17 protein-coding genes and 2 pseudogenes are annotated in these 22,073 nt (G+C 73.1%); 12 read left to right on the top strand and 7 right to left on the bottom strand.

Annotation, left to right across the window (positions count from 1 at the left end):
- The first annotated feature begins 122 nt into the window (after nucleotides 1-122).
- The 3 genes and pseudogenes from JNW91_RS12460 to JNW91_RS12450 all read left to right on the top strand — a co-directional run bounded on the left by JNW91_RS12460 (nucleotide 123) and on the right by JNW91_RS12450 (nucleotide 4,133).
- Nucleotides 123-1,246, top strand: a pseudogene (locus tag JNW91_RS12460) (baeRF2 domain-containing protein).
- Nucleotides 1,239-2,993: a thiamine pyrophosphate-binding protein gene (locus JNW91_RS12455; RefSeq protein WP_203175004.1), complete on the top strand. Its 1,755-nt coding sequence runs from the start codon at nucleotides 1,239-1,241 to the stop codon at nucleotides 2,991-2,993. The pseudogene JNW91_RS12460 and the gene JNW91_RS12455 overlap by 8 nt, the downstream one beginning before the upstream one ends.
- 48 nt (nucleotides 2,994-3,041) lie before the next feature.
- Complete coding sequence (locus JNW91_RS12450; RefSeq protein ID WP_238424847.1) at nucleotides 3,042-4,133, top strand: iron-containing redox enzyme family protein; 1,092 nt, start codon at nucleotides 3,042-3,044, stop codon at nucleotides 4,131-4,133.
- A gap of 9 nt (nucleotides 4,134-4,142) precedes the next feature.
- Here the strand turns inward: JNW91_RS12450 and JNW91_RS12445 are convergent, their stop codons facing one another.
- Nucleotides 4,143-4,373, bottom strand: coding sequence for a CDGSH iron-sulfur domain-containing protein (locus JNW91_RS12445; protein ID WP_203175003.1), 231 nt, complete (start codon nucleotides 4,371-4,373; stop codon nucleotides 4,143-4,145).
- Nucleotides 4,374-4,548: 175 nt separating this feature from the next.
- Here JNW91_RS12445 and JNW91_RS12440 point away from each other — a divergent pair, with 175 nt between their 5' ends.
- Nucleotides 4,549-5,961 (top strand): hypothetical protein, encoded by a 1,413-nt coding sequence (locus JNW91_RS12440; protein WP_203175002.1) that lies wholly within the window; start codon nucleotides 4,549-4,551, stop codon nucleotides 5,959-5,961.
- 224 nt (nucleotides 5,962-6,185) lie between these two features.
- Nucleotides 6,186-7,327, top strand: a pseudogene (locus JNW91_RS12435) (SigB/SigF/SigG family RNA polymerase sigma factor).
- Between the two features lie 68 nt (nucleotides 7,328-7,395).
- Here the strand turns inward: JNW91_RS12435 and ctaD are convergent.
- From ctaD to JNW91_RS12410, 6 genes are all read right to left on the bottom strand, one after another.
- On the bottom strand, nucleotides 7,396-9,393 hold the full coding sequence (gene ctaD, locus JNW91_RS12430; RefSeq protein ID WP_203175001.1) for an aa3-type cytochrome oxidase subunit I: 1,998 nt from the start codon (nucleotides 9,391-9,393) through the stop codon (nucleotides 7,396-7,398).
- Between the two features lie 123 nt (nucleotides 9,394-9,516).
- Entirely contained in the window at nucleotides 9,517-10,245 is a 729-nt protein-coding gene (locus tag JNW91_RS12425; protein ID WP_203175000.1) for an STAS domain-containing protein, read from the bottom strand.
- A gap of 92 nt (nucleotides 10,246-10,337) precedes the next feature.
- Nucleotides 10,338-10,796 carry a DUF4383 domain-containing protein gene (locus JNW91_RS12420; RefSeq protein WP_407664312.1) on the bottom strand — a complete coding sequence of 153 codons (459 nt, stop codon included), beginning with the start codon at nucleotides 10,794-10,796 and terminating at the stop codon, nucleotides 10,338-10,340.
- Nucleotides 10,797-10,881: 85 nt separating this feature from the next.
- Nucleotides 10,882-11,448, bottom strand: a complete 567-nt coding sequence (locus JNW91_RS32195) for a glycosyltransferase (protein WP_309244335.1) — start codon at nucleotides 11,446-11,448, stop codon at nucleotides 10,882-10,884.
- A gap of 11 nt (nucleotides 11,449-11,459) precedes the next feature.
- Nucleotides 11,460-12,038: a glycosyltransferase gene (locus JNW91_RS32190; protein WP_238424846.1), complete on the bottom strand. Its 579-nt coding sequence runs from the start codon at nucleotides 12,036-12,038 to the stop codon at nucleotides 11,460-11,462.
- 19 nt (nucleotides 12,039-12,057) lie between these two features.
- Entirely contained in the window at nucleotides 12,058-13,041 is a 984-nt protein-coding gene (locus JNW91_RS12410) for a glucosyl-3-phosphoglycerate synthase (protein WP_309244334.1), read from the bottom strand.
- Between the two features lie 231 nt (nucleotides 13,042-13,272).
- Between JNW91_RS12410 and JNW91_RS12405 the strand changes: the two genes are divergently transcribed.
- The 7 genes from JNW91_RS12405 to JNW91_RS12375 all read left to right on the top strand — a co-directional run bounded on the left by JNW91_RS12405 (nucleotide 13,273) and on the right by JNW91_RS12375 (nucleotide 22,053).
- Nucleotides 13,273-14,283: a Gfo/Idh/MocA family protein gene (locus tag JNW91_RS12405; protein WP_203174998.1), complete on the top strand. Its 1,011-nt coding sequence runs from the start codon at nucleotides 13,273-13,275 to the stop codon at nucleotides 14,281-14,283.
- The gene (locus tag JNW91_RS12400) at nucleotides 14,276-15,364 is read left to right on the top strand and encodes a zinc-binding dehydrogenase (protein WP_203174997.1); all 1,089 of its coding nucleotides are present in this window, start codon (nucleotides 14,276-14,278) and stop codon (nucleotides 15,362-15,364) included. Before JNW91_RS12405 ends, JNW91_RS12400 begins: the two co-directional genes overlap by 8 nt.
- A gap of 41 nt (nucleotides 15,365-15,405) precedes the next feature.
- Nucleotides 15,406-17,157, top strand: coding sequence for an ABC transporter ATP-binding protein (locus tag JNW91_RS12395; RefSeq protein WP_203174996.1), 1,752 nt, complete (start codon nucleotides 15,406-15,408; stop codon nucleotides 17,155-17,157).
- Between the two features lie 73 nt (nucleotides 17,158-17,230).
- The gene (secA2, locus tag JNW91_RS12390; protein ID WP_203174995.1) at nucleotides 17,231-19,522 is read left to right on the top strand and encodes an accessory Sec system translocase SecA2; all 2,292 of its coding nucleotides are present in this window, start codon (nucleotides 17,231-17,233) and stop codon (nucleotides 19,520-19,522) included.
- 234 nt (nucleotides 19,523-19,756) lie between these two features.
- Entirely contained in the window at nucleotides 19,757-20,497 is a 741-nt protein-coding gene (locus tag JNW91_RS12385; protein ID WP_203174994.1) for a GAF and ANTAR domain-containing protein, read from the top strand.
- Nucleotides 20,498-20,735: 238 nt separating this feature from the next.
- The gene (locus tag JNW91_RS12380; protein ID WP_203174993.1) at nucleotides 20,736-21,230 is read left to right on the top strand and encodes a DUF2231 domain-containing protein; all 495 of its coding nucleotides are present in this window, start codon (nucleotides 20,736-20,738) and stop codon (nucleotides 21,228-21,230) included.
- Nucleotides 21,231-21,291: 61 nt separating this feature from the next.
- Nucleotides 21,292-22,053: a class I SAM-dependent methyltransferase gene (locus tag JNW91_RS12375; protein ID WP_203174992.1), complete on the top strand. Its 762-nt coding sequence runs from the start codon at nucleotides 21,292-21,294 to the stop codon at nucleotides 22,051-22,053.
- The last annotated feature ends 20 nt before the right edge of the window (nucleotides 22,054-22,073 follow it).

The raw sequence follows: 22,073 nt of genomic DNA, 5'->3' as shown, positions 1-22,073 counted from the left end.
CTGATCGTATCGGCGTCCTCGGTTGAACGACATGAATGAAACCTGGTCACGGGCTCACGGCCGCGAGGTGACATCCCGGGCGGGCAGGGTAAGCGGGGGGCCGAGCTGGAAAGGGGTCGAGCATGCAGCTGTCCTTCCTGCGCCCGCTCTACGACCGTCCCGGGCCGTGGTGCTCGGTGTACGTGGACGCTCCGCCGACACGGAGGACGCCCACGCGGCGCTCGCCCTGCGCTGGCGTGCCCTGGCGCGTGAACTGACCGACCAGGGCGCCGACGAGGCGACCGTGGCCGCGTTGGACCGGGTGATCCGCGGCCACGACCCGATGGCCGGCAAGTACGGTCTGGCGGTCTTCGCCACCCGAGGACGGGTGGTGCTCTCCGAGTACCTCTCCGCGCCACCGTTTCACGACCTGGCCCACTACGGGCCGCTGCCGCACGTGATGCCGCTGCTCGCCCAGCGCGGCGAACAGGTGGCCTGGGTGCGGGTGCTCGCGGACCGGACCGGCGCCGACGCGGTCGCCATCAGCGCCGGCGGGGTACCGCGGCGGGCGCACGTCGTCGGCCGGGAGACCTTCCCGCTGCGCCGGGTTCAGCCCGGCGGCTGGTCCCAGGACATCTACCAGAAGGCCGCCATGGAGGCCTGGCACCACAACGCCGGCGACGTCACCGCGGCGACCGTGGAGCTGGCCGAGAAGGTTGGTGCGGAGGTGGTGGTGATCGCCGGCGACGTCCGGGCCACCGGGATGGTCGCCGCCCAGATGCCGGAGCGCTGGCAGGACCTGATGGTGCGTACCGACGCGGGCTCGCGGGCCGCTGGCGCCGACCAGGCGCTCCTGGACGACCTCACCGTGCAGACCATCGCGGAGGTCGCCGACCAGCGGATCGCCGCCGCGCTGGACAGGTTCGGTGTGCAGGAGGACGTGGGCGCCGGTCTCGACGCGGTCGTCTCTGCCCTGCAACGCAACCAGGTGGACACGATGCTCATCGTGGACGACCCGTCGGCCAACGGCGAGCTGTGGATCGGCTCGGAACCCACCGAGATCGCCGTCGACCCGGGGCAGCTGGCCGCCATGTCGGTCGACGAGCCGCAGCGGGTCCGCGCCGACGCGGCGCTGGTGCGGGCGCTCGTCGGCACCGACGCGGCGCTGACCGTGCTGGGCCCGGACGAGGCACCCGAACTCACCGACGGTGTCGGCGCGGTGCTGCGCTACGTCGACCCCAGCACTCCCGGGCGCGGCAATGGCTGAGCGGTGCGTGGCCGACCTCGTGGTGCAGCGACTGCTGGCCTGGCGGGTGCCCAGGGTCTTCGGCTATCCGGGCGAGGCGATCGCCCCACTCGTCGAGGCGTTGGAACGTGCCGGCGGAGAACCGGCGTTCGTCCCGGCCCGACACGAGGAGACGGCCTCGTTCATGGCCACCGGGCACGCCAAGTTCACCGGCGGCATCGGCGTGTGCCTGGCCACCCAGGGGCCCAGCGCCGTCCAACTGCTCAACGGCCTGTACGACGCCAAGCTGGACAGCAAGCCGGTGGTGGCGATCGTCGGCGAGGACATCTCCGGGCCGCTCGGCGGCGCGCACCAGGAGATCGGGCTGAGCCGGCTCTTCGGCGACGTGTGCAACCAGTTCGTCCGCTACGGCCGGAGTCCGCAGGACGTGCCGGGGCTGCTGGACCAGGCGTTTCGTACGGCGGCGGCGACTCGCAGCCCGACCTGCGTGGTGCTGCCCCGGCAGCTGCAGGAGGCGCTGGTACCCGACCTGCACGCCAACACGGCCGGGGTGATCTCGGCGACGCCCGGTGAGCCGCTGGCCCGGGTTCTGCCGCACGAGGTGGACCTGGAAGCCGCCGCGCAGCTGCTGGGCAGCGGTCAGCGCACCGCGATCCTGGTGGGCCAGGGCGGTCGGGGCGCTGCCGCGGAGATCGTCGAGCTGGCCGACCGGCTCGGCGCCGGGGTGGCCACCTCGCTGCTGGGCAAGCCGGTCCTCGACGAACGGCTGCCGTTCCACACCGGTGTGCTGGGCGAGGTCGGCACCCCGGCCGCCGCGGAGCTGATGGGCGGCTGCGACACGCTGCTGCTGGTCGGCACCAACGACCCGTGGACCGACTACTTCCCGATGCCGGGGCAGGCCCGCACCGTGCAGATCGACATCGACGGCCGGCGCATCGGCGCCCGCTACCCGGCCGACGTGCCGCTGATCGGCGACGCCGCCGAGACGCTGCGGGCGCTGCTGGCCCGGGTGCCCGACCGACCCAGCCCGCAGTGGCGCGCCACCGTGGAGAACTCGGTGGACCGCTGGCGGGCCGACGCCGCCGACCGGGCCGCCGCGCCGGCCGACCCGATCAACCCGCAGCTCGTGCTCCAGGAGCTGTCCAGCCGGCTGCCCGGCGTCGGCGCGGTCGCGGTCGACGTCGGCTCGGTCCTCTACTGGTACGCCCGGCACCTCGCCCTGCCACCCGGCGTGAACGCGCAGCTGTGCGGCACCCTCGGCTCGATGGGCTGTGCCCTGCCGTACGCGGTGGCCGCCAAACTGGCCACACCCGACCAACCTGTGGTCGCGCTCGTGGGCGACGGGGCCATGCAGCTCAACGGACTCGCCGAGCTGATCACCGTGTCGCACCACTGGCAGCAGTGGCGCGACCCTCGACTTGTCGTGCTGGTGCTCAACAACCGGGACCAGAACGGCATGGGCGGCGGACGGCAGGCGTCGAGCGACCCCAGCCAACGCCGGCCCGACGTGCCGTACGCCGGCTGGGCACGGCTGCTCGGGCTGCACGGCGTCCGGGTGGACCGTCCCGAACTGGTCGGCGCGGCCTGGGACGAGGCCCTCGCCGCGGACCGTCCGTGCGTACTGGAGGCCGTCGTCGACCCGGCGGTGCCGCTGACGCCGCCGGACCCGGCGTTCGCCGACCTGCGCGGCCTGTACGCCGAGGGCGCGGCCGCCCGGAAGGTGCGCGAGCAGACCGAACGCACCGTGACCACGCAGGATCTCGTTTAGGCGCCCTGTCCAGGGGCATCAGTAGCGGCCGACGACGCTGGAGGTCACATGCCGGAGCCCGCCGACCGCCGCTACGGTCCCGCGCCCCTACCGCAGCCGCGCGGTCCGCTGTCCGCGGCGGTGACCGACGCGCTGCGGCGTGCTCCGCACGACCTGCCGGCCAGCCTCGGCGCCGACCTCGACCCGGCGGACCCGCTCACCGACGAGGACCTGCAACTGACCCTCTTCCTCTGCTACGAGCTGCACTACCGGGGCTGGCGGGGCGTCGACGAGGACTGGGAGTGGCAGCCGACACTGTTGGGCCTGCGCGCTCGTGCCGAACGCCCCTTCGAGGCGGCGCTGCGCCGGCTGGTCGGCTCTCCACGGGTGCCGTCCGCCGGGGTGGCAGCCGGGCTGGCCGAGCTGGTGGCGGCCGACGACGGGCCGTCGCTGGCCACGACCCTCCAGCGGCACGCCGACCTCACCCAGTTCCGCGAGTTCGTCGTCCACCGTTCCGTCTACCACCTGCGCGAGGCGGACCCGCACAGCTGGGCCCTGCCCCGCCTCGGCGGCGCGGCCAAGGCCGCCCTCGTGGAGATCCAGACCGACGAGTACGGCAACGGCCGGCTGGACCGGATGCACGCCGAGCTGTTCCGGACCACGCTCGGCCGGCTGGGCCTGGACACCGGTTACGGCGCCCACCTGGACGCGGCGCCCGCCGTGACGTTGGCGACCAACAACGTGATGTCGCTGTTCGGGCTGCACCGGCGCCTGCGGGGAGCACTGCTCGGGCACCTGGCCGCCTTCGAGATGACCTCCTCGCTGCCCAACCGTCGCTACGGCAACGGGCTGCGCCGGCTCGGCTTCGACGAGGTCGCCACCCGCTTCTACGACGAGCACGTCGAGGCCGACGCCGTGCACGAGCAGATCGCCGCCCACGACATGTGTGGCGGCCTGGTCCGCGCCGAACCGGCCCTCGCTCCCGACGTGCTCTTCGGCGCGGCGGCCGGACTCGCCGTGGACCGGCTGTTCGCCGCGCACCTGCTGGACAGCTGGGCGGCCGGCCGCAGCTCACTGCGCTCACCCGCCCCGCGGAGCCTCTCGATGCCGACGACCGTGCTGCCGTCGGTCGCCGGGGGCCCTCTGGCCGGCGTGGCCTGACGGTCCCGGTCAGCCCTCGCGGGAGGTGCCCGCGCGGAAGTCGACCACCTTGTGGGTGCCGTCGCAGAACGGCTTGAGCGCCGATTTGCCGCAGCGGCACAGCGCCACCGTGCCCCGGCGCGCGTCGATCCGCTCTCCGTCGGGAGTGACCAGGGCGAAGTCGCCGCGAACCAGGAGCGGTCCGTCCTCGTACGGGGTGATCGTGGCAGCGGCGGGCTCGCTGGTGTCGTCGGTGCGCATGGCCCCGGAAGTGCCCGCCCTGGCCCCGCCGAAACCCGAGCGGCCGAACGCCGAGGATGACCGGCGCACCCCGCCGACCAGCGGATTGTGCCGCCGGGAGGGTGATGCCCCGTTTGAACCCCATCGGGACGGGAAGCCGGGCCGCGTGGTGAGCGAACGAGGCAAGGTGGGGCCGGTGCACAAGGTGCACAAGGGGCTCACGGCCGATGGCGCCGGTCTGGCCGGCGACCGGGTCGTGGCCGTCGGCAGCGCCGCCCGGGTGCTGGTCGCCGCCACCGCCCGTGCGCTGCGCGGCACGGACTGCGCCGACCTGGGACACGCCGGGCCGATGTCGCGGTTTCCCGGCACACCCGAGCCGGTCCGCCGGGCCGCCGTCACCCGGGCCGCGGGTCGGGTCGCCCTCACCGCCGCCCAGGTCGACGAGGTGGACGCCGGGCGGGTCGCCCGCTGGTTCGTCGACCAGTACCCCCGTCGGCGCTACCCCGGGGTGCTGATCGGCTCGCCGCACGGCGCGGCGGCGCACCTCGCGGTGGCTCTCGGCGTGCCGTGGCTCCCGGCCGGCTTCGAGATGACCGCGCACTGGACCGACGGCGCGGTGGACCGTCCGGCGGAGGCGCTGGAGCACGGCGCCGCACTGGCCACCCGGCTGCTCGCCGCCAACGCCGACCTGCACCTGCGTCAGGTGCACTGCCCGGCGAGCCGGGGACCGCTGACCGGGGTGACCGTGTCGCTGACCGCCGCCTGGCAGGCCCTGCCGGCCGCGTACGGGCAGTTCCTGGCCGACCGGCTCGCTCCGGGCGCCCCGGTCGTGCTGGTCCGCGACGCGCGAACCTGGCCGGTGCTGGAGCACGGCCCGAGGCACAGCTTCCAGGTCGGCTGCCCGGCCAGCGGACTGGACCCGGTGGACTTCCACCCGGACAGCCACGTGCTGCGGCAGGTGCTGCGCTCCGTCGGCGGGGACGCCGCGCGGTGGGAACCACCGCAGGTGTCCGTGCCGTCCGGTTACGCCGAGCACGGCGTCGACTCGGGCTTCGAGGGGTCGGCGCGGGACTGGGCGGCCCGCCGCGAGCACCCCCTGCACCGGGTGCTCGTGCCCCGCCCGGCGGCGCTCAGCGCGGGGGTGGCCGACCTGTACCGGCGGTGGCTGCGCGGCGCCGGCAAGACCGGTGACCGATTGGTGGTGGAGTGCGGCCGGCTGCTCGATCCGTGGCAGGTGGTGCGGGCGGGGCTGGTGCCGTACTGGTGTGAGAACGCCACCCGACGCAGCGTCGACGAGGCCGAGTGGTGGCTGGCCGGCAGTGAGCCGTTCACCTCCGTGGACGTCCTGCCCGAGCCGCCCGGTGTCCGCTCGCCGGCCCTGGCCGGCCTGCCGCAGTGGCTGGCGGTCGCCGGGTTCGGTCGGCGTCGTCGGGCGTTGGACCGCACCTCCGCCCGCGGATACCCGGTCACCTCGGTACCGACCCGCCGGGCCACGGAGGTGCTCCGCTCCCAGCCGTACGACCTGCCCGTGCCGCCCCCTCTGAGGGCCACCGAGGCCCTGGCCGCGCTCCGCGACAGCGGCCGCCACCAGGGGTTGTTGGTCTCCTGAGGCGGAGGACGCCGAAACATCCTCGCGAACCCGGGGTCCCGTGATTGAGTACCTACGGAGCGGGAACATCGCTGGCTGCGACGCCCTGATCGCGTTGCGTGCAGGCGTTGTCGCCCGCTGGCATCCCAGTCACTGACCCACCTTTTCCGGCCCGGTGCGTGGCTCGACCACGCGCACGACCGGTTTCCCGATCCGGGCGGGGGACCTTCCTGAGGGAGGCGCGGATGTTCGGACAGACGAGCACGACCACGACCACACCACCACCCACCGAGCGAGGTCTCGAGGACCTCGACGCGGCGGCGCTGGCGTACGCGGCCCGGATCGAGGGGCTGCCGCCGGAGCGTCGGCAGGAGGCACGGGACGACCTGGTCCGCTTCGCGCTGCCGTTCGCCGGCCGGCTCGCCCGCCGCTACCGGGGGCGCGGCGAGCCACTGGAGGATCTGGAGCAGGTGGCCCGCCTGGGGCTGGTCAACGCCGTCGACCGCTATGACCCGGAACGGGGTTCCTTCACCGCGTACGCCGCGATCACCATCGTCGGCGAGATCAAGCGGCACTTCCGGGATCGCACCTGGGGCGTGCACGTGCCCCGCCGGCTGCGCGACCTGATCCTCGAGGTGGGTCAGGCCACCGCCGCGCTGACCAGCGAGTTGTCCCGGGCGCCGTCGGTGGCCGAGCTGTCGGCCCGGTTGGAGACGCCGGAGGAGGAGATTCTCGCCGCGCTGGAGTCGGCGGCCGGCTACAGTCCGGCTCGCTCAACGCGCCGGTGGGCGGGGAGAGCTCGGCGGAGTTCGGTGACCTGGTCGGCGAGTCGGACAACGCGCTGGAATCGGTCGACGACCGGGTGACGGTGAGCGGCCTGCTGCACCGACTGCCCTGGCGCGAGCGACGCATCCTGGCCATGCGCTTCTACGGCAACCAGACCCAGGCGGAGATCGCCGCCCGGTTCGGCATCTCGCAGATGCACGTGTCCCGGCTGCTGTCGCGGGCGCTGACCTGGTTGCGTCAGGCGATGCTCGCCGACGCGCCGCCCCCGTGGCAGAACGGCGCCGCGGAACCGGACCCGGGCAAGACCCGGATCTCGGTGAAGCAGAACGGCGACCGGGTGGTGGTGGAGGTCGGCGGCGAGGTCGACCGCGACGGCGCGGACCAGCTGCGTCGGGCCATGCTGGAGGCCGTCACCGGCCAGCCCAGCGAGGTGGTCGTCGACCTGGTCGGCGCGGGAGGCTTCGACGCGGGCGGGATCGCTGCGTTGATGGCCGGTCGGGACGCGGCGGCCCGGACCGGGGTGCCGCTGCGGCTGACCCGGGTCCAGCCCGCGGTACGCCGCTCGCTGACCGCCGCCGGCCTGGCGCCCACCCGGGACTGACGCACCTGCCGACACGCGCCGAGGGCCGACACCCGCCGGGGTGTCGGCCCTCGTTCGGCGTACGCCGATCAGCGGTCCTCGGGGTCGCCCTCGCCCTCGCTGTGCGGGTGCCGCCACCGCTCGTGCGGCTTGGGCGCGTCCTCGCTGTCCTTGGGCGAGTCGCTCTGCTCGAAGCTCGGCCGGCGTACCCCCTCGGGCTCCGGCACGTCCACCGGACGGGCGCCGGAGCGCGGCGCCGGCTGGTAGTCGACCGCGTCGCGGGCGCCGTGCGCGCCCTCGGCGGCCGGCGACTCGGGAGTGTGGTGCTCCATGCGCAACTCCTCGGCGAAGTGCTGTGGCGGCTTGGTGGTGCGCTGCGGCAGGTCCCGGCCGAGGTCGGCGACGAGCGGACCGTACTTGAGGTCGAACGCCGGCCGTTCCGAGCGGATCCGGGGCATCCGGTCGAAGTTGCGCAGCGGCGGCGGGCAGCTCGTGGCCCACTCCAGCGAGTTGCCGAAGCCCCACGGGTCGTCCACCGTCACGATCGCCCCGTAGCGCCAGGACTTCCAGGCGTTGTAGATGAAGAACAGGGTGGACAGGCCGAGGATGAAGGCGAAGATGCTGGAGATGGTGTTCAGCGTGGTGAAGCCGTCGGTGGACAGGTAGTCGGCGTACCGGCGCGGCATGCCCTCGCTGCCCAGCCAGTGGTGCACGAGGAAGGTGCCGTGGAAGCCGATGAACATCGTCCAGAAGTGCGCCTTGCCGAGCCGCTCGTCGAGCAGGCGCCCGGTCATCTTCGGCCACCAGAAGTAGTAGCCGCCGAACAGCGCGAAGACCACGGTGCCGAACACCACGTAGTGGAAGTGCGCCACCACGAAGTAGGTGTCGTGGGTGTGGAAGTCGACAGGCGGGCTGGCGAGCAGCACCCCGGTGAGGCCCCCGAGCAGGAACGTCACCAGGAAGCCGATGGCGAACAGCATCGGTGTCTCGAAGGTGAGCTGCCCCTTCCACATGGTGCCGATCCAGTTGAAGAACTTGACGCCGGTGGGCACCGCGATCAGGTAGCTGAGGATGCTGAAGAACGGCAGCAGCACCTGCCCGGTGGCGAACATGTGGTGCGCCCAGACCGTCATGGACAGCACGGTGATCGCGATGGTGGCCAGCACGATCCCGGTGTAGCCGAAGAGCGGCTTGCGGGCGAACACCGGAATGATCTCGGTGATGATGCCGAAGAACGGCAACGCGATGATGTACACCTCGGGGTGGCCGAAGAACCAGAACAGGTGCTGCCAGAGCATCGGTCCGCCGGTGGCCGGGTCGAAGACGTGCGCGTTGAGCAGCCGGTCGGCCGACAGCGCCAGCAGCGCGGCGGCCAGCAGTGGGAACACCAGGATCACCAGCACGCTGGTGAACAGCATGTTCCAGGTGAAGATCGGCATCCGGAACATGGTCATGCCGGGCGCGCGCAGGGTGAGGATCGTGGTGATCAGGTTGACCGCGCCGAGGATCGTGCCCAGACCGGAGACGACCAGACCGACCACCCACATGTTCGCACCCACGCCGGGGCTGTGCTCGTAACTGCTGAGCGGGCTGTACGCCGTCCAGCCGAAGTCCGCCGAGCCGCCCGGCGCGAGGAACCCGCCGACCACCATCAGGCCGCCGAACAGGTACAGCCAGTAGGCCAGGGCGTTGAGGCGGGGGAACGACACGTCCGGTGCGCCGATCTGGATCGGCACGATGAAGTTGCCGAACCCGAAGGCGGCGGGGGTGGCGAACAGCAGCAGCATCACCGCGCCGTGCGAGGTGAAGAGCTGGTTGTACTGCTCGGAGGAGAGGAACTGCAGCCCCGGTCGGGCCAGCTCACCCCGGATCAGCATCGCCTCCAACCCGGCCAGCAGGAAGAACCCGAAGGAGGTCAGCAGGTACAGCAGGCCGATCTGCTTGTGGTCGGTGGTGGCGAGGAACCTGATCAACGAGTTGCCGGGGACCGGCGCGCGTAGCGGTCCGGGGAAGCCCCCGAAACGTGCCGGCGCCAGGATCGCCGGACCTCGATCGCGACTGGGTTCCGTGGTTACCCGCTCGGGCATGGCTGCTCACCCCGTCGTGACGACAAAAGGACGGGCGTGCCTACCCGGCCCTCTGACCATAAAACCAGGCGAGAGCGGTAATTTCGGTCAGATCGCTGGTACCGGCGCAAGCACCTCGAAGGCTCAGGTCGCCGGCAGCATCGCCCAGACGGCCTTGCCCTGACCGGCCGGCACGCTGCCCCACCGCTGGGTCAGCTCGCGGACCAGCAGCAGCCCACGTCCACCCTCGGCGTGCAGGTCCGCCCCGCCCGGCTCCACCGCCGCCCGGCTGCCGTCCACCACGGCCAGGTGCAGGTACGGCCGGCGCAGGGTCACCGTCACCTGCATCGGCGTCCCCGCGTGGCGGACCACGTTGCCGACCAGTTCGCTGAGCACCAGCGCCGCCGGGCCGGCGGCGTCGGGCAGGTTCCACCGCGCACACGCGTCGACGACCAACTCCCGGGCACGCCGGCAGGCTCCGGCGACCGGCTCCAAACGTGCCCGCAGTCGGGGCGCGCTCGTCTCCCCGGCCACCCGGGTCGCCTCCGCGCAGTCCGGCAACACCGGAACCACCCGACACGTCGTCGTCTCGGCCAACCAGCGGGCCGCGGCCGGCGACGGCGCGCAGAGCACCACCGGCACGGCCGGCCACTCCTCGGCCCGCCGGGCCGTGGCGGCGAAGACCGACAGCGCCAGCCGGTCCCGGACGGTGACCTCGGCGAGGTCGACCACCAGCGCGTCCGGCTGGGCGGCCAGCGCAACGTCCAGCGCCTGGTGCACCGACCGCATCGTGCGCAGGTCCAGTTCGCCGGTGAGCCGAACGACCGCCACCGGTGCCGTGTCGCGCACCTCGCAGGTGATCCGGCTGGGCATCGGGGCTCCCTCGGGTCGCTGGTGGGTCGAGACCTGCCAACTACCCGACGCCACGCAGCGTCAAACCGGACCAACCGGTCTGCCGGCGCAGGTCACCGTCGGACCCGCCCGGTCAGCAGGCCCAGCGCGATCATGCCGACGCCGAGGCCGAGGTGCAGCCAGCCGTCGGCGTCGTTGACCGGCAGCACGTTCGCGCCGGTGTCGTGGTCCACCGCCAGCCCGTACAGCCAGAGCACCAGGTAGACGGCACCGCCGCCGATCAGGAACGCCCGGGCGCCGCTGACCGTCCGTGCCAGCGCCAGGCCGGCCACCCCGAAGAGCAGGTGGACGAGGTTGTGCAGCACCGACACCTGGAAGGCGCCGAACAGGAACGCGCCCGAGCCGTGACCGGCGAACCGCAGGTCGCCCGTGCCGCTGGTGATCCCCGGCACGAAACCGAGCACGCCGACCAGCAGGAACACCACGGACACCGTGGCCGCCGCGCGCCGTACCGGCGGTTTGCCGTCGGCCGGATTGGCTCGGGCCCGCGAGTGCGCCATCGGTCCGACCATCACCAGCTCCTCGCTGCGCCGCGGGCGTGCGGGCTGCCGGCTACCCGTTGCCGCCGACGGCAAACGCCGGCGGCAACGGGGCAGGTCAGACCGGTTGCAGCCGCGGCGCGCCGGCCAGCTCGCGGACCCGCTGGTACAGCTCGACGTAGCGCTGTGCCATCACCGCCGGGGTGAACCGCCGCGCGGCGACCCGCCGGCACTCGTCGGGGTCGAGGAGCTCGGAGGCCAGCACGAGGTCAGCCAGCTCCTCCTCGTCGGTGGTCAGCAGCCCGGTGCGGCCGTGCTCGATCAGCTCCGGCAGGCAACCCCGGGCGGTCGCCACCACCGGCGTGCCCAGGGCCAACGACTCGACCACCGCCGTACCCCCGGGCTCCTCCCACCGCAGCGGGAACAGCGAGGCACGGGCGCTGGCCAGCAGGTCGTCGCGCTCCTGACCGGCCACCGTCCCGATCCAGCGGACCAGGTCACCGTCGACGTGCGGCGCCACCTCGTCGAGGAAGAACCGCACGTCCGGGTTCTGCCGGGCCTCGTCGCCCGCCGCGGCCAGGTCGGCCGGCCGATGGTACGGACCGACGGGGCCGGCCAACACCAGCGGAAACCCGACCCGGTGTGCGAGTCGCGCGCCCACGTCCTGCCCCTTGCCCGGGTTGATCCTGCCAAGGATCAGCAGGTGCTCGCCCTTCTCCGGCCGGGCTCGCCGGTCGCGTCGACGGCGAGCGGGGTGGACAGGTGCACGTGCCCCACCGAGTGCTCCCGCAGCGCCAGCGGCGCACGGGCCAGCTGGGACGCCGAGACGCCGTTGACCCGCACCCGGTCGCCGCCGTCCAGGCTGCCGTACAGCGCCGGGTGTTTGGCCAGGTCCCAGTGCAGGGTGTGCAGGGTCGGCGGACCGGACGGCCCCATCGCGGCGAGGGTGGCCAACCCGACCGCCTCCACGTGGTCGTGCACCAGGTCGATGTCGTCGCGGGAGTGCAGCTCCCGGACCACCCCGGCCAGGTGTGCCTGGGCGATCCCGCAGACCTGGTTGTACGGCCGCTGCAACGCGGCGAACTGCCCGTCGCCGAAGACCGACATCCGGTCGTCCACCGGCAGGGTGCTGCTGCCCACCGTGGCGAGCACCACCCGTACGCCGAGTCGCCGCAGCTCCGGCACCAGCGTGGCGATCACGTTCTCGATGCCGCCGTAGCCGGGCGGTGGCACGGACAGCCACGGACCGGCGTTCATCAGCACGGTGAGGCTCATCGGACGGCCTTCCTGGCGCTCATGCCGCGGCGACCCGTCGGCGGGGCACCCGGTGGCGAAGCTCGGCCAGCGGTGGGCGCTCCTCAATGGACACGTCGCTGACCACGATCTCGCGGTCGAGGTTGGGCAGGGTGTCCGAACCACCACGGCGGAACTGCGTGAGCAGCGCCTCCGGCGCCATCCCCGGGCTCGCCCAGCCGCGCCGCTGCAACCGGGACCACGCGGTCAACATGATCTGCGCGGACATCCGCCCGAGGGCCGCCGTGTCCTGGTGGCGGTGCTTGCGCTCACCGAGGTCGACCTGCGCCAACGCGTCCAGACCGACCAGGTCCAGCAGGTCGATCAGCATCGCCGTCTCGACCCCGTACCCGGAGACGAACGGCACCTGGGCGAGCACGTCGCGCCGGGCCGCGTACTCGCCGGCGAGCGGCTGCACGAAGCCGGCCAGCTCCGGCCAGAACAGGTTGAGCAGCGGCCGGGCCATCAGCTCCGTCACCCGGCCACCACCGTCCTGTTCGACGCTGGCGGTACCGACCAGGGGTCGGTGGTAGAAGCCCTTGACGAAGTCGACCGACGGATCGGTCAACAGCGGGCCGAGCAGCCCGCTGACGAAGTGCGGCCGGAACTCCCGCAGGTCGGCGTCGATGAACGCCACCACGTCCCCCTCGGCCGCGGCCAGGCCGGCCCAGAGCGCGTCCCCCTTGCCGGTGAGCCGGGGCAGGCCCCGGGTCATCGCGTCCTGGCTGACCACCTCCGCACCGGCCGCCCGCGCCACCTGCGCGGTCCGGTCGGTCGACCGCGAATCCACCACGATCAGCTCGTCGACCAGGGCCACCCGGTCCATCAGGTGCTCCCGGATGGTCGACACGATCGCGCCGACCGTGGCCTCCTCGTTGCGAGCCGGCAGCACCACGCTGACCCGACTGTCTCCCTTGGCGCGCAGCAGCCGACGTGCCGGCCAGTCTGCCGCTGAAGTGGTCCGGTACGTGGCCCACGCCTCCACCACCGGTGACACGCTCGATGTCGTATCCCGCACTGGCACCCCTTACGAATCGTGGGCGGAAAAAAACCGTGTTTGATTGTTCCCATTCCCCACCATGCGCTAACCGCTTTCCGGGCAACAGCGTGATCACAGAGGTGACGACAATCCGTTCCCGGGGGATGAACGTTTGATTGCGCACCGCCCAGGGGACTGCTCCCATCGCTCATGAAACGTCCTCGAAGGGGTTGTCGGATGCGTAGATGCCGGGTGGGTCTGGTCGGTGCCGGAGGAGTGGCGCAGCGCCATGCCCGGGTGCTGGCCGGGTTCGAAGACGTGGACCTGGTCGGGGTGACCGACGTGGTGCCCGACGCGGCCGCCGCGCTCGCCGCGCAACACGGGGCGCAGACCTACGCCGACGTGGCCGAACTGCTGGCCGCCGGCCTGGACGCGGTGTACGTGTGCGTACCACCGTTCGCGCACGGCCCCGCCGAGCAGGCGGTGCTCGACGCCGGGCTGCCGATGTTCGTGGAGAAGCCCGTCGCCGTCGACCTGGCCACCGCCGAACGGATCGCCGACGAGGTGACCCGCCGTGGCCTGCTGACCGCCGTCGGTCACCACTGGCGGTACCTGAGCGTCCTCGACGAGGCCCGCGAACTGCTCGCCGACCGTCCGGTGCGGATGGTCAGCGGCGCCTGGCTGGACAAGGTGCCCCCGGTGGCGTGGTGGTCACGACGCGACCGCTCCGGCGGCCCGGTTGTCGAGCAGGCCGCCCACGTGCTGGACCTGATCCGGGCGCTGGTCGGAGAGGTGACCGAGGTCACCGCGTACGGCAACGGCACGCCGCCGCCGGTGGACGGCGCGGACATCGACTCGGTGACCACCGCCGTGCTGCGCTTCGCCGACGGCGCGGTCGGCACCCTCAGCGCGGCCTGCGTGCTCGACTGGAAGCAGAGGGCCGGGCTGGAGATCCTCGCCGACGGTCTGGCCCTGTCGCTCACCGAGGAGGGCCTGACGATCCGTGACGCCGACGGTGAACGGCACATCCCGGCCGACCCGGAGGCCGCCCGGGTGGCCGTGGACCGGGCCTTCGTCGACGCGGTGCGCGGCGTCGGCGACGACGTGCGCGTCCCGTACGCCGAGGCGCTGGGCACCCAGCGGCTGGCCCTCGCGGTGGCCGACTCGGCCCGCACCGGTCAGCCCGTGCGGATCGCCACGGCGAGCGCCCCGGCTCTGCTCAGCACCGGGGTGACCGTCGATGCGTGACAAGGTCGTGGTGGTCGCCGGGCCCGGCCGTGTCGAGCTGGTGGAGCAGGACGCCGCGCCGCTGCGCCCCGGCACCTTCCGGGTCGAGACGCTGTTCAGCGGCGTCTCCGCCGGCACGGAGCTGAGCTACGTCAAGGGCACGAACCCGTACCTGAACGTCACCTGGAACGCCGACCTGGGGCTGTTCCAGCCGGGCGCGGCGAGCACCCCGTACCCGGTGACCCGCCTGGGGTACATGCAGGTGGGCCGGGTGGTGGAGAGCGCGACCGCGGCGGTCGCGGTGGGCGCGGTCGGCGCGATGACCTACGGGCACCGCACCGGCTGGCTGGCCGACCCGGTGGCCGAGCGGTTCGTGCCGCTGCCCGACGACCTGGACCCGCTGCTCGGCGTCTACGTCGCACACATGGGACCGATCTGCGCCAACGGTCTGCTGCACGCCGCCGCCGACCTGCACGGCACGGACGTCCGCTCGCTCGCCGACGGTGTACGCGGCCGGCGGGTCGCGGTGGTCGGCGCCGGCGTGGTGGCGCTGCTGACCGCCCTGTTCGCCCGGCGGCACGGCGCCGCCTCCGTGGTGGTGCTCGACCCCACCGAGCAGCGCCGGCAGGTCGCCGAGGCGCTCGGCCTGGAGACCCTCGACCCGGAGGCGGACGACCCGGCGGCCGTGCTCAAGACGCGGTGGGCGCACACCGCCGGTGACCGGGGCGCCGACGTGGTGTTCCAGTGCCGGGGTCAGGCGTGGGCGTTGCAGCTCGCCCTGCGGCTGCTGCGACCGCAGGGCACGGTGATCGACCTCGCCTTCTACCAGGGTGGCGCGGACGCGGTCCGCCTCGGCGAGGAGTTCCACCACAACGGGCTGGCGCTGCGCTGCGCGCAGATCGGCCGGGTGCCGCGTGGACTCGCACCCACCTGGGACCGGGAGCGGCTCTCCGCCGAGACGGTCGAGCTGCTGCGGACGTACGGAGACGTGATCCGCAAGCACCTGGTCTCGGCGGTGGTGCCGTTCGACGAGGCGCCCACCCTGCTCACCGATCTGGCCGAACGGCGCCGTCAGGAGCTTCAGGTGGTGCTGGCCGCCTGACCTGGCGTCCGAGCGTGACCGGGCCGACTACCGTTCCCGGCATGACCGCTTCCGAGGGCCGCCCTCCCGGGCTGGCCGCGCTCCTGCCGTACCTGCGCGACCACCGCGGCACCCTCGCCGTGGTGGGCGTGCTGTCGCTGGTCGGCGCGGCGGCGTCGCTGGCCCAGCCGCTGCTGACCCGGACGGTGCTCGACCGGGTCGGCGGCGGTCTCGGGGTGTCCGACCTCGTCGCGGCTCTCGTGGCACTCGTGGTGCTCGGCGCGGCGATCGGCGGCCTGCGCGACTACCTGCTGCAACGCACCGCCGAAGGGCTGGTGCTGGGCACCCGGCGGCGGCTGGCCGGGCACCTGCTGCGGCTGCCCATCGCCGAGTACGACCGCCGGCGCACCGGCGACCTGCTCTCCCGACTGGGCTCGGACACCACCCTGCTGCGGGCGGTCGTCACCTCGGGACTGTTCGAGACGGTCACCGGGGCGGTGATGGTGGTCGGCGCCGGCACGGCGATGGTGCTGCTCGACCCGCTGCTGTTCGGCGTCACCCTGCTCGGGGTGGGCCTGGGCCTGGGCTTCGCGCTCACATTCGCCCGCCGGGTCCGGGCGCTGGCCCGTGCCGCCCAGGAACGGATCGGCGAGATGACCTCGGCGGTGGAGCGGTCCATCTCCGCCGCCCGGACCATCCGGGCCAGTCGCGCCGAGGCCCGGGAGGCCGAGACGGTCACCGGCAGCGCCCGCGAGGCGTACGGGGCGGGGCTGCGGGTGGCCCGGGTGCAGGCGGTGGTCGGACCGGTCGGCTCGGTCACCGTGCAGGGCGCCTTCCTGCTGGTGCTCGGCGTCGGCGGCGCCCGGGTGGCCGCCGGGGCGATCACCGTCGGCGACCTGGTCGCCTTCGTCATGTACCTGTTCTTCCTGGCCCTGCCGCTGGCCCGGGTGCTGCACGCGTACACCCAGTTGCAGTCCGGCCTGGGCGCGCTGCAACGGATCGAGGAGATCCTGACCGTGCCGGCGGAGGGCGCGACGGACCGGCCGGCCCGCGTCGGCGCTCCGGGCGCCACGCGCCGGCCCGCGCCCATGATCGAGTTCGACCGGGTCGGGTTCGGCTACCCCGGCGGGGCGTCGGTGCTGCACGAGGTCAGCTTCGCGGTGCCGGCCGGCACCCGTACCGCCCTGGTCGGCCCCTCCGGCGCCGGCAAGTCGACGCTGCTGGCCCTGGTCGAACGCTTCTACGAGGTGAGCGACGGCGCGGTCCGCCTCGACGGCACCGACGTGCGGGACCTGCCCCGCGACGCGCTGCGGGCCCGGCTCGGCTACGTCGAGCAGGAGGCTCCCGTGCTCGCCGGCACGCTGCGCGAGAACTTGCTGATCACCACGCCGGACGCCTCCGACGACCGGCTGCACGAGGTCCTCGACGAGGTCAACCTCGCCCACCTGGTGGAGCGCACCCCGCAGGGCCTGGACGTCCAGGTGGGGGAGGGCGGCGTGCTGCTCTCCGGGGGTGAACGGCAACGCCTGGCCATCGCCCGCGCGCTGCTGGCCGGCCCGCCGGTGCTGCTGCTCGACGAGCCGACCAGCAACCTCGACTCGCGCAACGAGGTCGCGCTGCGCCGCGCCATCGACGCGGTGGCCGTCCGGCGGACGTTGTTGATCGTGGCGCACCGGCTCGCCACCGTGGTCGACGCCGACCAGATCGTCGTCCTCGACGGTGGCCGGGTGGTGGCCGTGGGCACACACACCGAGCTGAGCGCCACCGACCCGCTCTACCGCGAGTTGGCCGCCCACCAGCTACTGGTCGCCTGAGCCCCTCGCCGAGGGTCGACATGCCGGCGGCCGGGCCGCGCAAGCCGGCCCGGATCGCGTACCGTTGCCGCTCATGGGTGTGTCGCAACGGTTCAAGAGCAAGTTCCGGCGGTTCCTTCAGCGCCCGGGCTCGACCGTGGAACTTGCTCCGCTGGAGAAGATGCTGCCGGCGATCGCGGCGCGCGAGGACGACCTCGCCGCGCTGGACGACGCCGAGCTGACCGAGGCCGCCGGCGCCGCCACCGGGTACGAGGAGATCTGCGCGGTCGGCCGTGAGGCCGCCCGCCGCGGCCTCGACCAGCGACCGTACGACGTGCAGCTGCTCGGCGCGATGGCGCTGCTGTCCGGCAAGGTCGCCGAGATGGCCACCGGTGAGGGCAAGACCCTGACCGCCGCGATCGCCGCGTACGGGCACGTCCGGCTCGGAAACGGGCCGGTGCACGTGCTCACGGTCAACGACTACCTGGCCCGCCGCGACGCCCAGTGGATGGAGCCGGTCTACACCCTGCTCGGTCTGACCGTCGGGTGGGTCAACGAGGCCTCCAGCCCGCAGGAGCGGCGCGATGCGTACGCCTGCGACGTCACCTACGTCTCGGTCAGCGAGGCGGGCTTCGACTACCTGCGCGACCAGCTGGTCACCGACATCGCCGACCGGGTGCAGCCGCCGCTGACCACCGCGATCGTCGACGAGGCCGACTCGATCATGATCGACGAGGCCCGGGTGCCGATGGTCCTCGCCGGGGCGGTGCCGGGCGAGCAGGATCCGGTGCACGCCGCCGCCGCGCTGGTGCGCGGGCTGCGCAAGGACCGGCACTTCACCGTCGCCGAGGACGGGCGCAGCGTGGCGTTCACCTCCGCCGGCCTGGCCGCCGTCGAGGCCAAGCTCGGCATCGACCTGTACGACGAGGAACACGTCGCGCAGCTCTCCGCCGTCAACGTGGCGCTGCACGCGCAGGCACTGCTGCACCGTGACGTGGACTACATCGTCCGGGACGGCTCGGTCGAGCTGATCGACGAGATGCGCGGTCGGGTGGCCCAGCGCCGCCGCTGGCCCGACGGGCTCCAGGCGGCGGTCGAGGCCAAGGAGGGCCTGGACGCCACCGCCGAGGGTGAGGTGTTGGGCACCATCGCCGTGCAGGCGTTCATCGCGCTCTACCCGAAGGTGTGCGGCATGACCGCCACCGCGGTGCTGGTCGGCGACCAGCTGCGGGAGTTCTTCGGCCTCGAGGTGGCGGTGATCCCACCGAACACGCCGTGCGTCCGGGAGGACGAACCGGACCGGATCTACGCCACCCGGGCGGAGAAGGACGAGGCGCTGATCGACGAGATCCAGCGCTGGCACGCCAAGGGACGGCCCGTGCTGGTCGGCACCCTGGACGTCAAGGAATCCGAGGGGCTGGCCGCCGGGCTGAACGCGGCCGGGGTGCCCTGCGTGGTCCTCAACGCCAAGAACGACGACGAGGAAGCGGCGATCATCGCCGAGGCGGGCGCGTACGGCGCGGTGACCGTCTCCACCCAGATGGCCGGCCGGGGTGTGGACATCCGGCTCGGCGGCAGCGACCAGGCCGACCAGGACCGGGTGGCCGAGCTGGGCGGGCTCTACGTGATCGGCAGCGGGCGGCACGACAGCCGGCGGGTCGACGACCAGCTGCGCGGCCGGGCCGGCCGGCAGGGCGACCCGGGTGGTTCGGTCTTCTTCGTGAGCCTGGAGGACGACCTGGTCGTCCGGCACGCCGCGGACTCGGTGCCCCCGTCGCCGCGGATGAACGCCGACGGTCTGGTCACCGACGAGCAGGTCGACTACGCGGTGGAGCACGCCCAGCGGGTCGCCGAGGGCGTCAACCACGAGATCCACCGCAACACCTGGCGCTACAGCGTGGTGATCGAGCAGCAGCGCAAGGCCCTCGCCCAGCGCCGGGAGCGGCTACTGACCAGCGACGTGGCCGCGCTGATGCTGCTGGACAAGGTGCCCGAGAAGGCCGGCGAGATGGACGAGGACCTGCTCGCCCGTGCGGCCCGGTCGATCGCCCTCTACCACCTGGACCGGCTCTGGGCCGAGCACCTGTCCGAGCTGTCGGAGGTCCGCGAGGGCGTGCACCTGCGCGCGCTGGGCCGGCTCGACCCGCTCGACGAGTTCCACCGGGCCGCCGTGCCGGCCTTCAACAACCTGATCCCGGAGATCGAGGCCCGCACCATCGCCACGTTCACCGAGACCGAATTCGACGAGAACTGGGAGCCCGAGGACGGCACCCTGGTACGACCGACCGCCACCTGGACCTACCTGGTGCACGACAACCCGTTCGGCTCCGAGCTCGACCGCCTGATCGCCTCGATCGGCCGACGGCTCAGCGGCGCGTCGCGCTGACGCTCCCTGCGGGGCTCCTGTCCGCGCGCCGTCGGATGTCCGCGTGTCTTCGGATGTCCGCGCGTCGTCGGATGTCCGTGCGCCTTCGGTGCGGCAGGAGCCCTGGTTCACACCGTTTCGACCAGGGTTCCGCGGGGTAGTAGGGCGGGTCGGTCAAGTCGGGAGAGAGCAGACGATGACACAGGTGACAATGCCGGCTGGGCGGGCACGGGCGCGTACGGGAGCTGCGGACCAGTGAACCTGGACACGCGGGAACCCGTGGTGCACAACCTCGGCGTACTGGAAACCGCCGCACTGTTGCGGGAACTGACCGCCGGCCTCATCGCGTTGACCGATTTCGATCAGGCGCTGCTGGCGCTGGTCCGGGTCACCCGGGACGCGGTGGCCGGCGTGCGTTGGTGCGGATTCACGGCGTTGCGCGCCGGTGAGCCGGCCGGCGTGGCCGCCTCCGACGAGCGGCTGGCCGGCCTGGACGACCTGCGCCACGGGCCGGACTCGCCGGCGATGAGCGCGATCCGGCGCCGCGAGATGATCCTCGCCGTGGACCTGACCGGTGAACCGCGCTGGCCGGCCTGGACGGCGCGAGCCCGACACCTCGGCGTACGCGGGGTTATCTCCGCCCCGGTGGACATCGATGACCAGGTGATCGGGGCCATCAACCTGTACGCCGCCGCGCCGAACCTGCTCACCCCACAGCACCAGCTGACCGCGATGCTGCTCGCCGAACACGCCGGCCTGCTGCTGGCCGCCGTACGGGACCGGGGCCGGCAGGCCGAAATGGCCGGCGAGCGGGACGCCGAACTGCTGCTCGACGGTGTGATCGGCCAGGCCGTCGGCGTGATCATGACGCAGCGGGGCTGTACGCCCGCCGAGGCCCTCGACGTACTGCGCACCGCCGCGTCCTCACTGGACATCCCGCTGCGCCAGGTGGCCGAGCGCCTGGTGCGGACGGTCTCCCGCCAACGCGAGAGCTGAACGACTGTCCCGCGCGCCCGCTGCTTGCGTGATCGACTCCAGATCGCTGACACCGGGGGGTCCCAGGCGTGGGAAGCCGCGACATCGGCCACGCAAGCACCGGCCGTCCGGGCTCGACAACGTGTCCGGGGGTGCCCGTTCTCCCGGCCGGCGGCGAGTCGGGCGTGGTCGTTTCGCCACGACGGGCCCCGGGTAGCAGTCTGGTACTGGTGAGCTGCGCCGACCCTGGGGAGGACCGATGCAGAGCCGGCTGCGGGTGCAGGGGCACCCCATCCAACCGATGCTGGTGACGTTCCCGCTCGGGCTCTTCGTCAGCGCCACCGTCTTCGACCTCACCGATGTCATCGGCGGGCCGGCGTTCCTCGGCGAGGTCGGCTACTGGACCGGCGTCGCCGCCCTGTTCGCCGCCGCGATGACCGTGATCGCCGGCATGGTCGACCTGTGGGACGTGCCGGTCGACCGCACCCGCCGCACCGCCATCGCCTTCAACCTGGTGAACACGGCGATGGCCGGCCTGTTCCTGGTCACCTGCCTGGTGCGCGCGCACTCACCACAGCGCGGCGCCACCGTCGCCATCCTGCTCACCGAACTCGTCGCGCTGGCCGCCGGCGGGGTCGGCGTACGCCTGGGTGCCCGGCTCATGCGCCAGTTCGACACCGGCCGTCGCACCGAGGCCGGCAGCCTGGATGCGCTCGCCGGCTCCACCGTCGAGGTCGCCCGCCCGCGCCCCTGACACGGGCGCACGGCGGCAAATGGGTTGCCGTCAGCGTGACGGCCGGACGAGGCTGACCGCCATGAGCACCGAGCGGGAAGCCGACGAGTTGATCGCGGAGGCGGTTGCCGCGCCGGTCGACGGCTGGGGCTTCGACTGGCTGGCCGGCCGTGCCACCGAGGAACGTCCACCCTGGGGGTACGCCCGGCTGGTCGCCGACCGGATGGCGCGTGCCGACACGGCGTTGGACGTGGACACCGGCGGCGGCGAGGTGCTCGCCGAGGTTCCCCGTCCGCCGAAGCTGTTGGCGGCCACCGAGGGCTGGCCGCCGAACGTGGAGGTTGCGCGGCATACCCTGCGGCGCGTCGGCGCCACCGTGGTGGCGGTCGACCCGGACGCGCCGCTGCCGTTCCGGGACGCCTGCTTCGACCTGGTGGTCAGCCGGCATCCGGTCCGCACCGACTGGGCGCAGACCGCGCGGGTGCTGCGTCCCGGCGGCCGGTTCCTGTCCCAGCAGATCGGGCCGGGCACGATGCGGGAGTTGAGCGAGGCGATGCTCGGCCCGTTGCCGCCGCCGTCGCAGCGGCATCCCGAGCAGGCGGTGGCCGCCGCCGAGGCCGCCGGTCTGCGGGTGGTCGATTTGCGCCGCGCCACGCTGCGGGCGGTCTTCTCCGACGTCGGCGCGGTGGTCTGGTTCCTGCGCAAGGTGATCTGGACGGTGCCCGACTTCACCGTGGACCGCTACCGCCACCAGCTGCACGCCCTGCACCGCCACATCACCACGACAGGCCCGTTCCAGGCCCACGCCACCCGCTTCCTCATCGAAGCCACCCGCCCCTCCTAACCCCGCCGCCCACCCACGCC

It is taken from the genome of Micromonospora parastrephiae (assembly GCF_016802865.1).
GTDB lineage: Bacteria > Actinomycetota > Actinomycetes > Mycobacteriales > Micromonosporaceae > Micromonospora > Micromonospora parastrephiae.
The sequence above is the reverse complement of the archived record's forward strand: the minus strand, read 5'-3'. Positions and strand labels throughout refer to the sequence as shown.

What these genes read in the sequence shown, in the direction of transcription:
- secA2 (WP_203174995.1), top strand. Translation starts at nt 17,231, where the DNA reads ATGGGTGTGTCGCAACGGTTCAAGAGCAAGTTCCGGCGGTTCCTTCAG.
- JNW91_RS12455 (WP_203175004.1), top strand. Translation starts at nt 1,239, where the DNA reads ATGGCTGAGCGGTGCGTGGCCGACCTCGTGGTGCAGCGACTGCTGGCC.
- JNW91_RS12425 (WP_203175000.1), bottom strand. Translation starts at nt 10,245, where the DNA reads ATGCCCAGCCGGATCACCTGCGAGGTGCGCGACACGGCACCGGTGGCG.
- JNW91_RS12400 (WP_203174997.1), top strand. Translation starts at nt 14,276, where the DNA reads ATGCGTGACAAGGTCGTGGTGGTCGCCGGGCCCGGCCGTGTCGAGCTG.
- JNW91_RS12450 (WP_238424847.1), top strand. Translation starts at nt 3,042, where the DNA reads ATGCCGGAGCCCGCCGACCGCCGCTACGGTCCCGCGCCCCTACCGCAG.
- JNW91_RS12420 (WP_407664312.1), bottom strand. Translation starts at nt 10,796, where the DNA reads ATGGTCGGACCGATGGCGCACTCGCGGGCCCGAGCCAATCCGGCCGAC.
- JNW91_RS32190 (WP_238424846.1), bottom strand. Translation starts at nt 12,038, where the DNA reads ATGAGCCTCACCGTGCTGATGAACGCCGGTCCGTGGCTGTCCGTGCCA.
- JNW91_RS12405 (WP_203174998.1), top strand. Translation starts at nt 13,273, where the DNA reads ATGCGTAGATGCCGGGTGGGTCTGGTCGGTGCCGGAGGAGTGGCGCAG.
- JNW91_RS12445 (WP_203175003.1), bottom strand. Translation starts at nt 4,373, where the DNA reads ATGCGCACCGACGACACCAGCGAGCCCGCCGCTGCCACGATCACCCCG.
- JNW91_RS12395 (WP_203174996.1), top strand. Translation starts at nt 15,406, where the DNA reads ATGACCGCTTCCGAGGGCCGCCCTCCCGGGCTGGCCGCGCTCCTGCCG.
- ctaD (WP_203175001.1), bottom strand. Translation starts at nt 9,393, where the DNA reads ATGCCCGAGCGGGTAACCACGGAACCCAGTCGCGATCGAGGTCCGGCG.
- JNW91_RS12375 (WP_203174992.1), top strand. Translation starts at nt 21,292, where the DNA reads ATGAGCACCGAGCGGGAAGCCGACGAGTTGATCGCGGAGGCGGTTGCC.
- JNW91_RS12380 (WP_203174993.1), top strand. Translation starts at nt 20,736, where the DNA reads ATGCAGAGCCGGCTGCGGGTGCAGGGGCACCCCATCCAACCGATGCTG.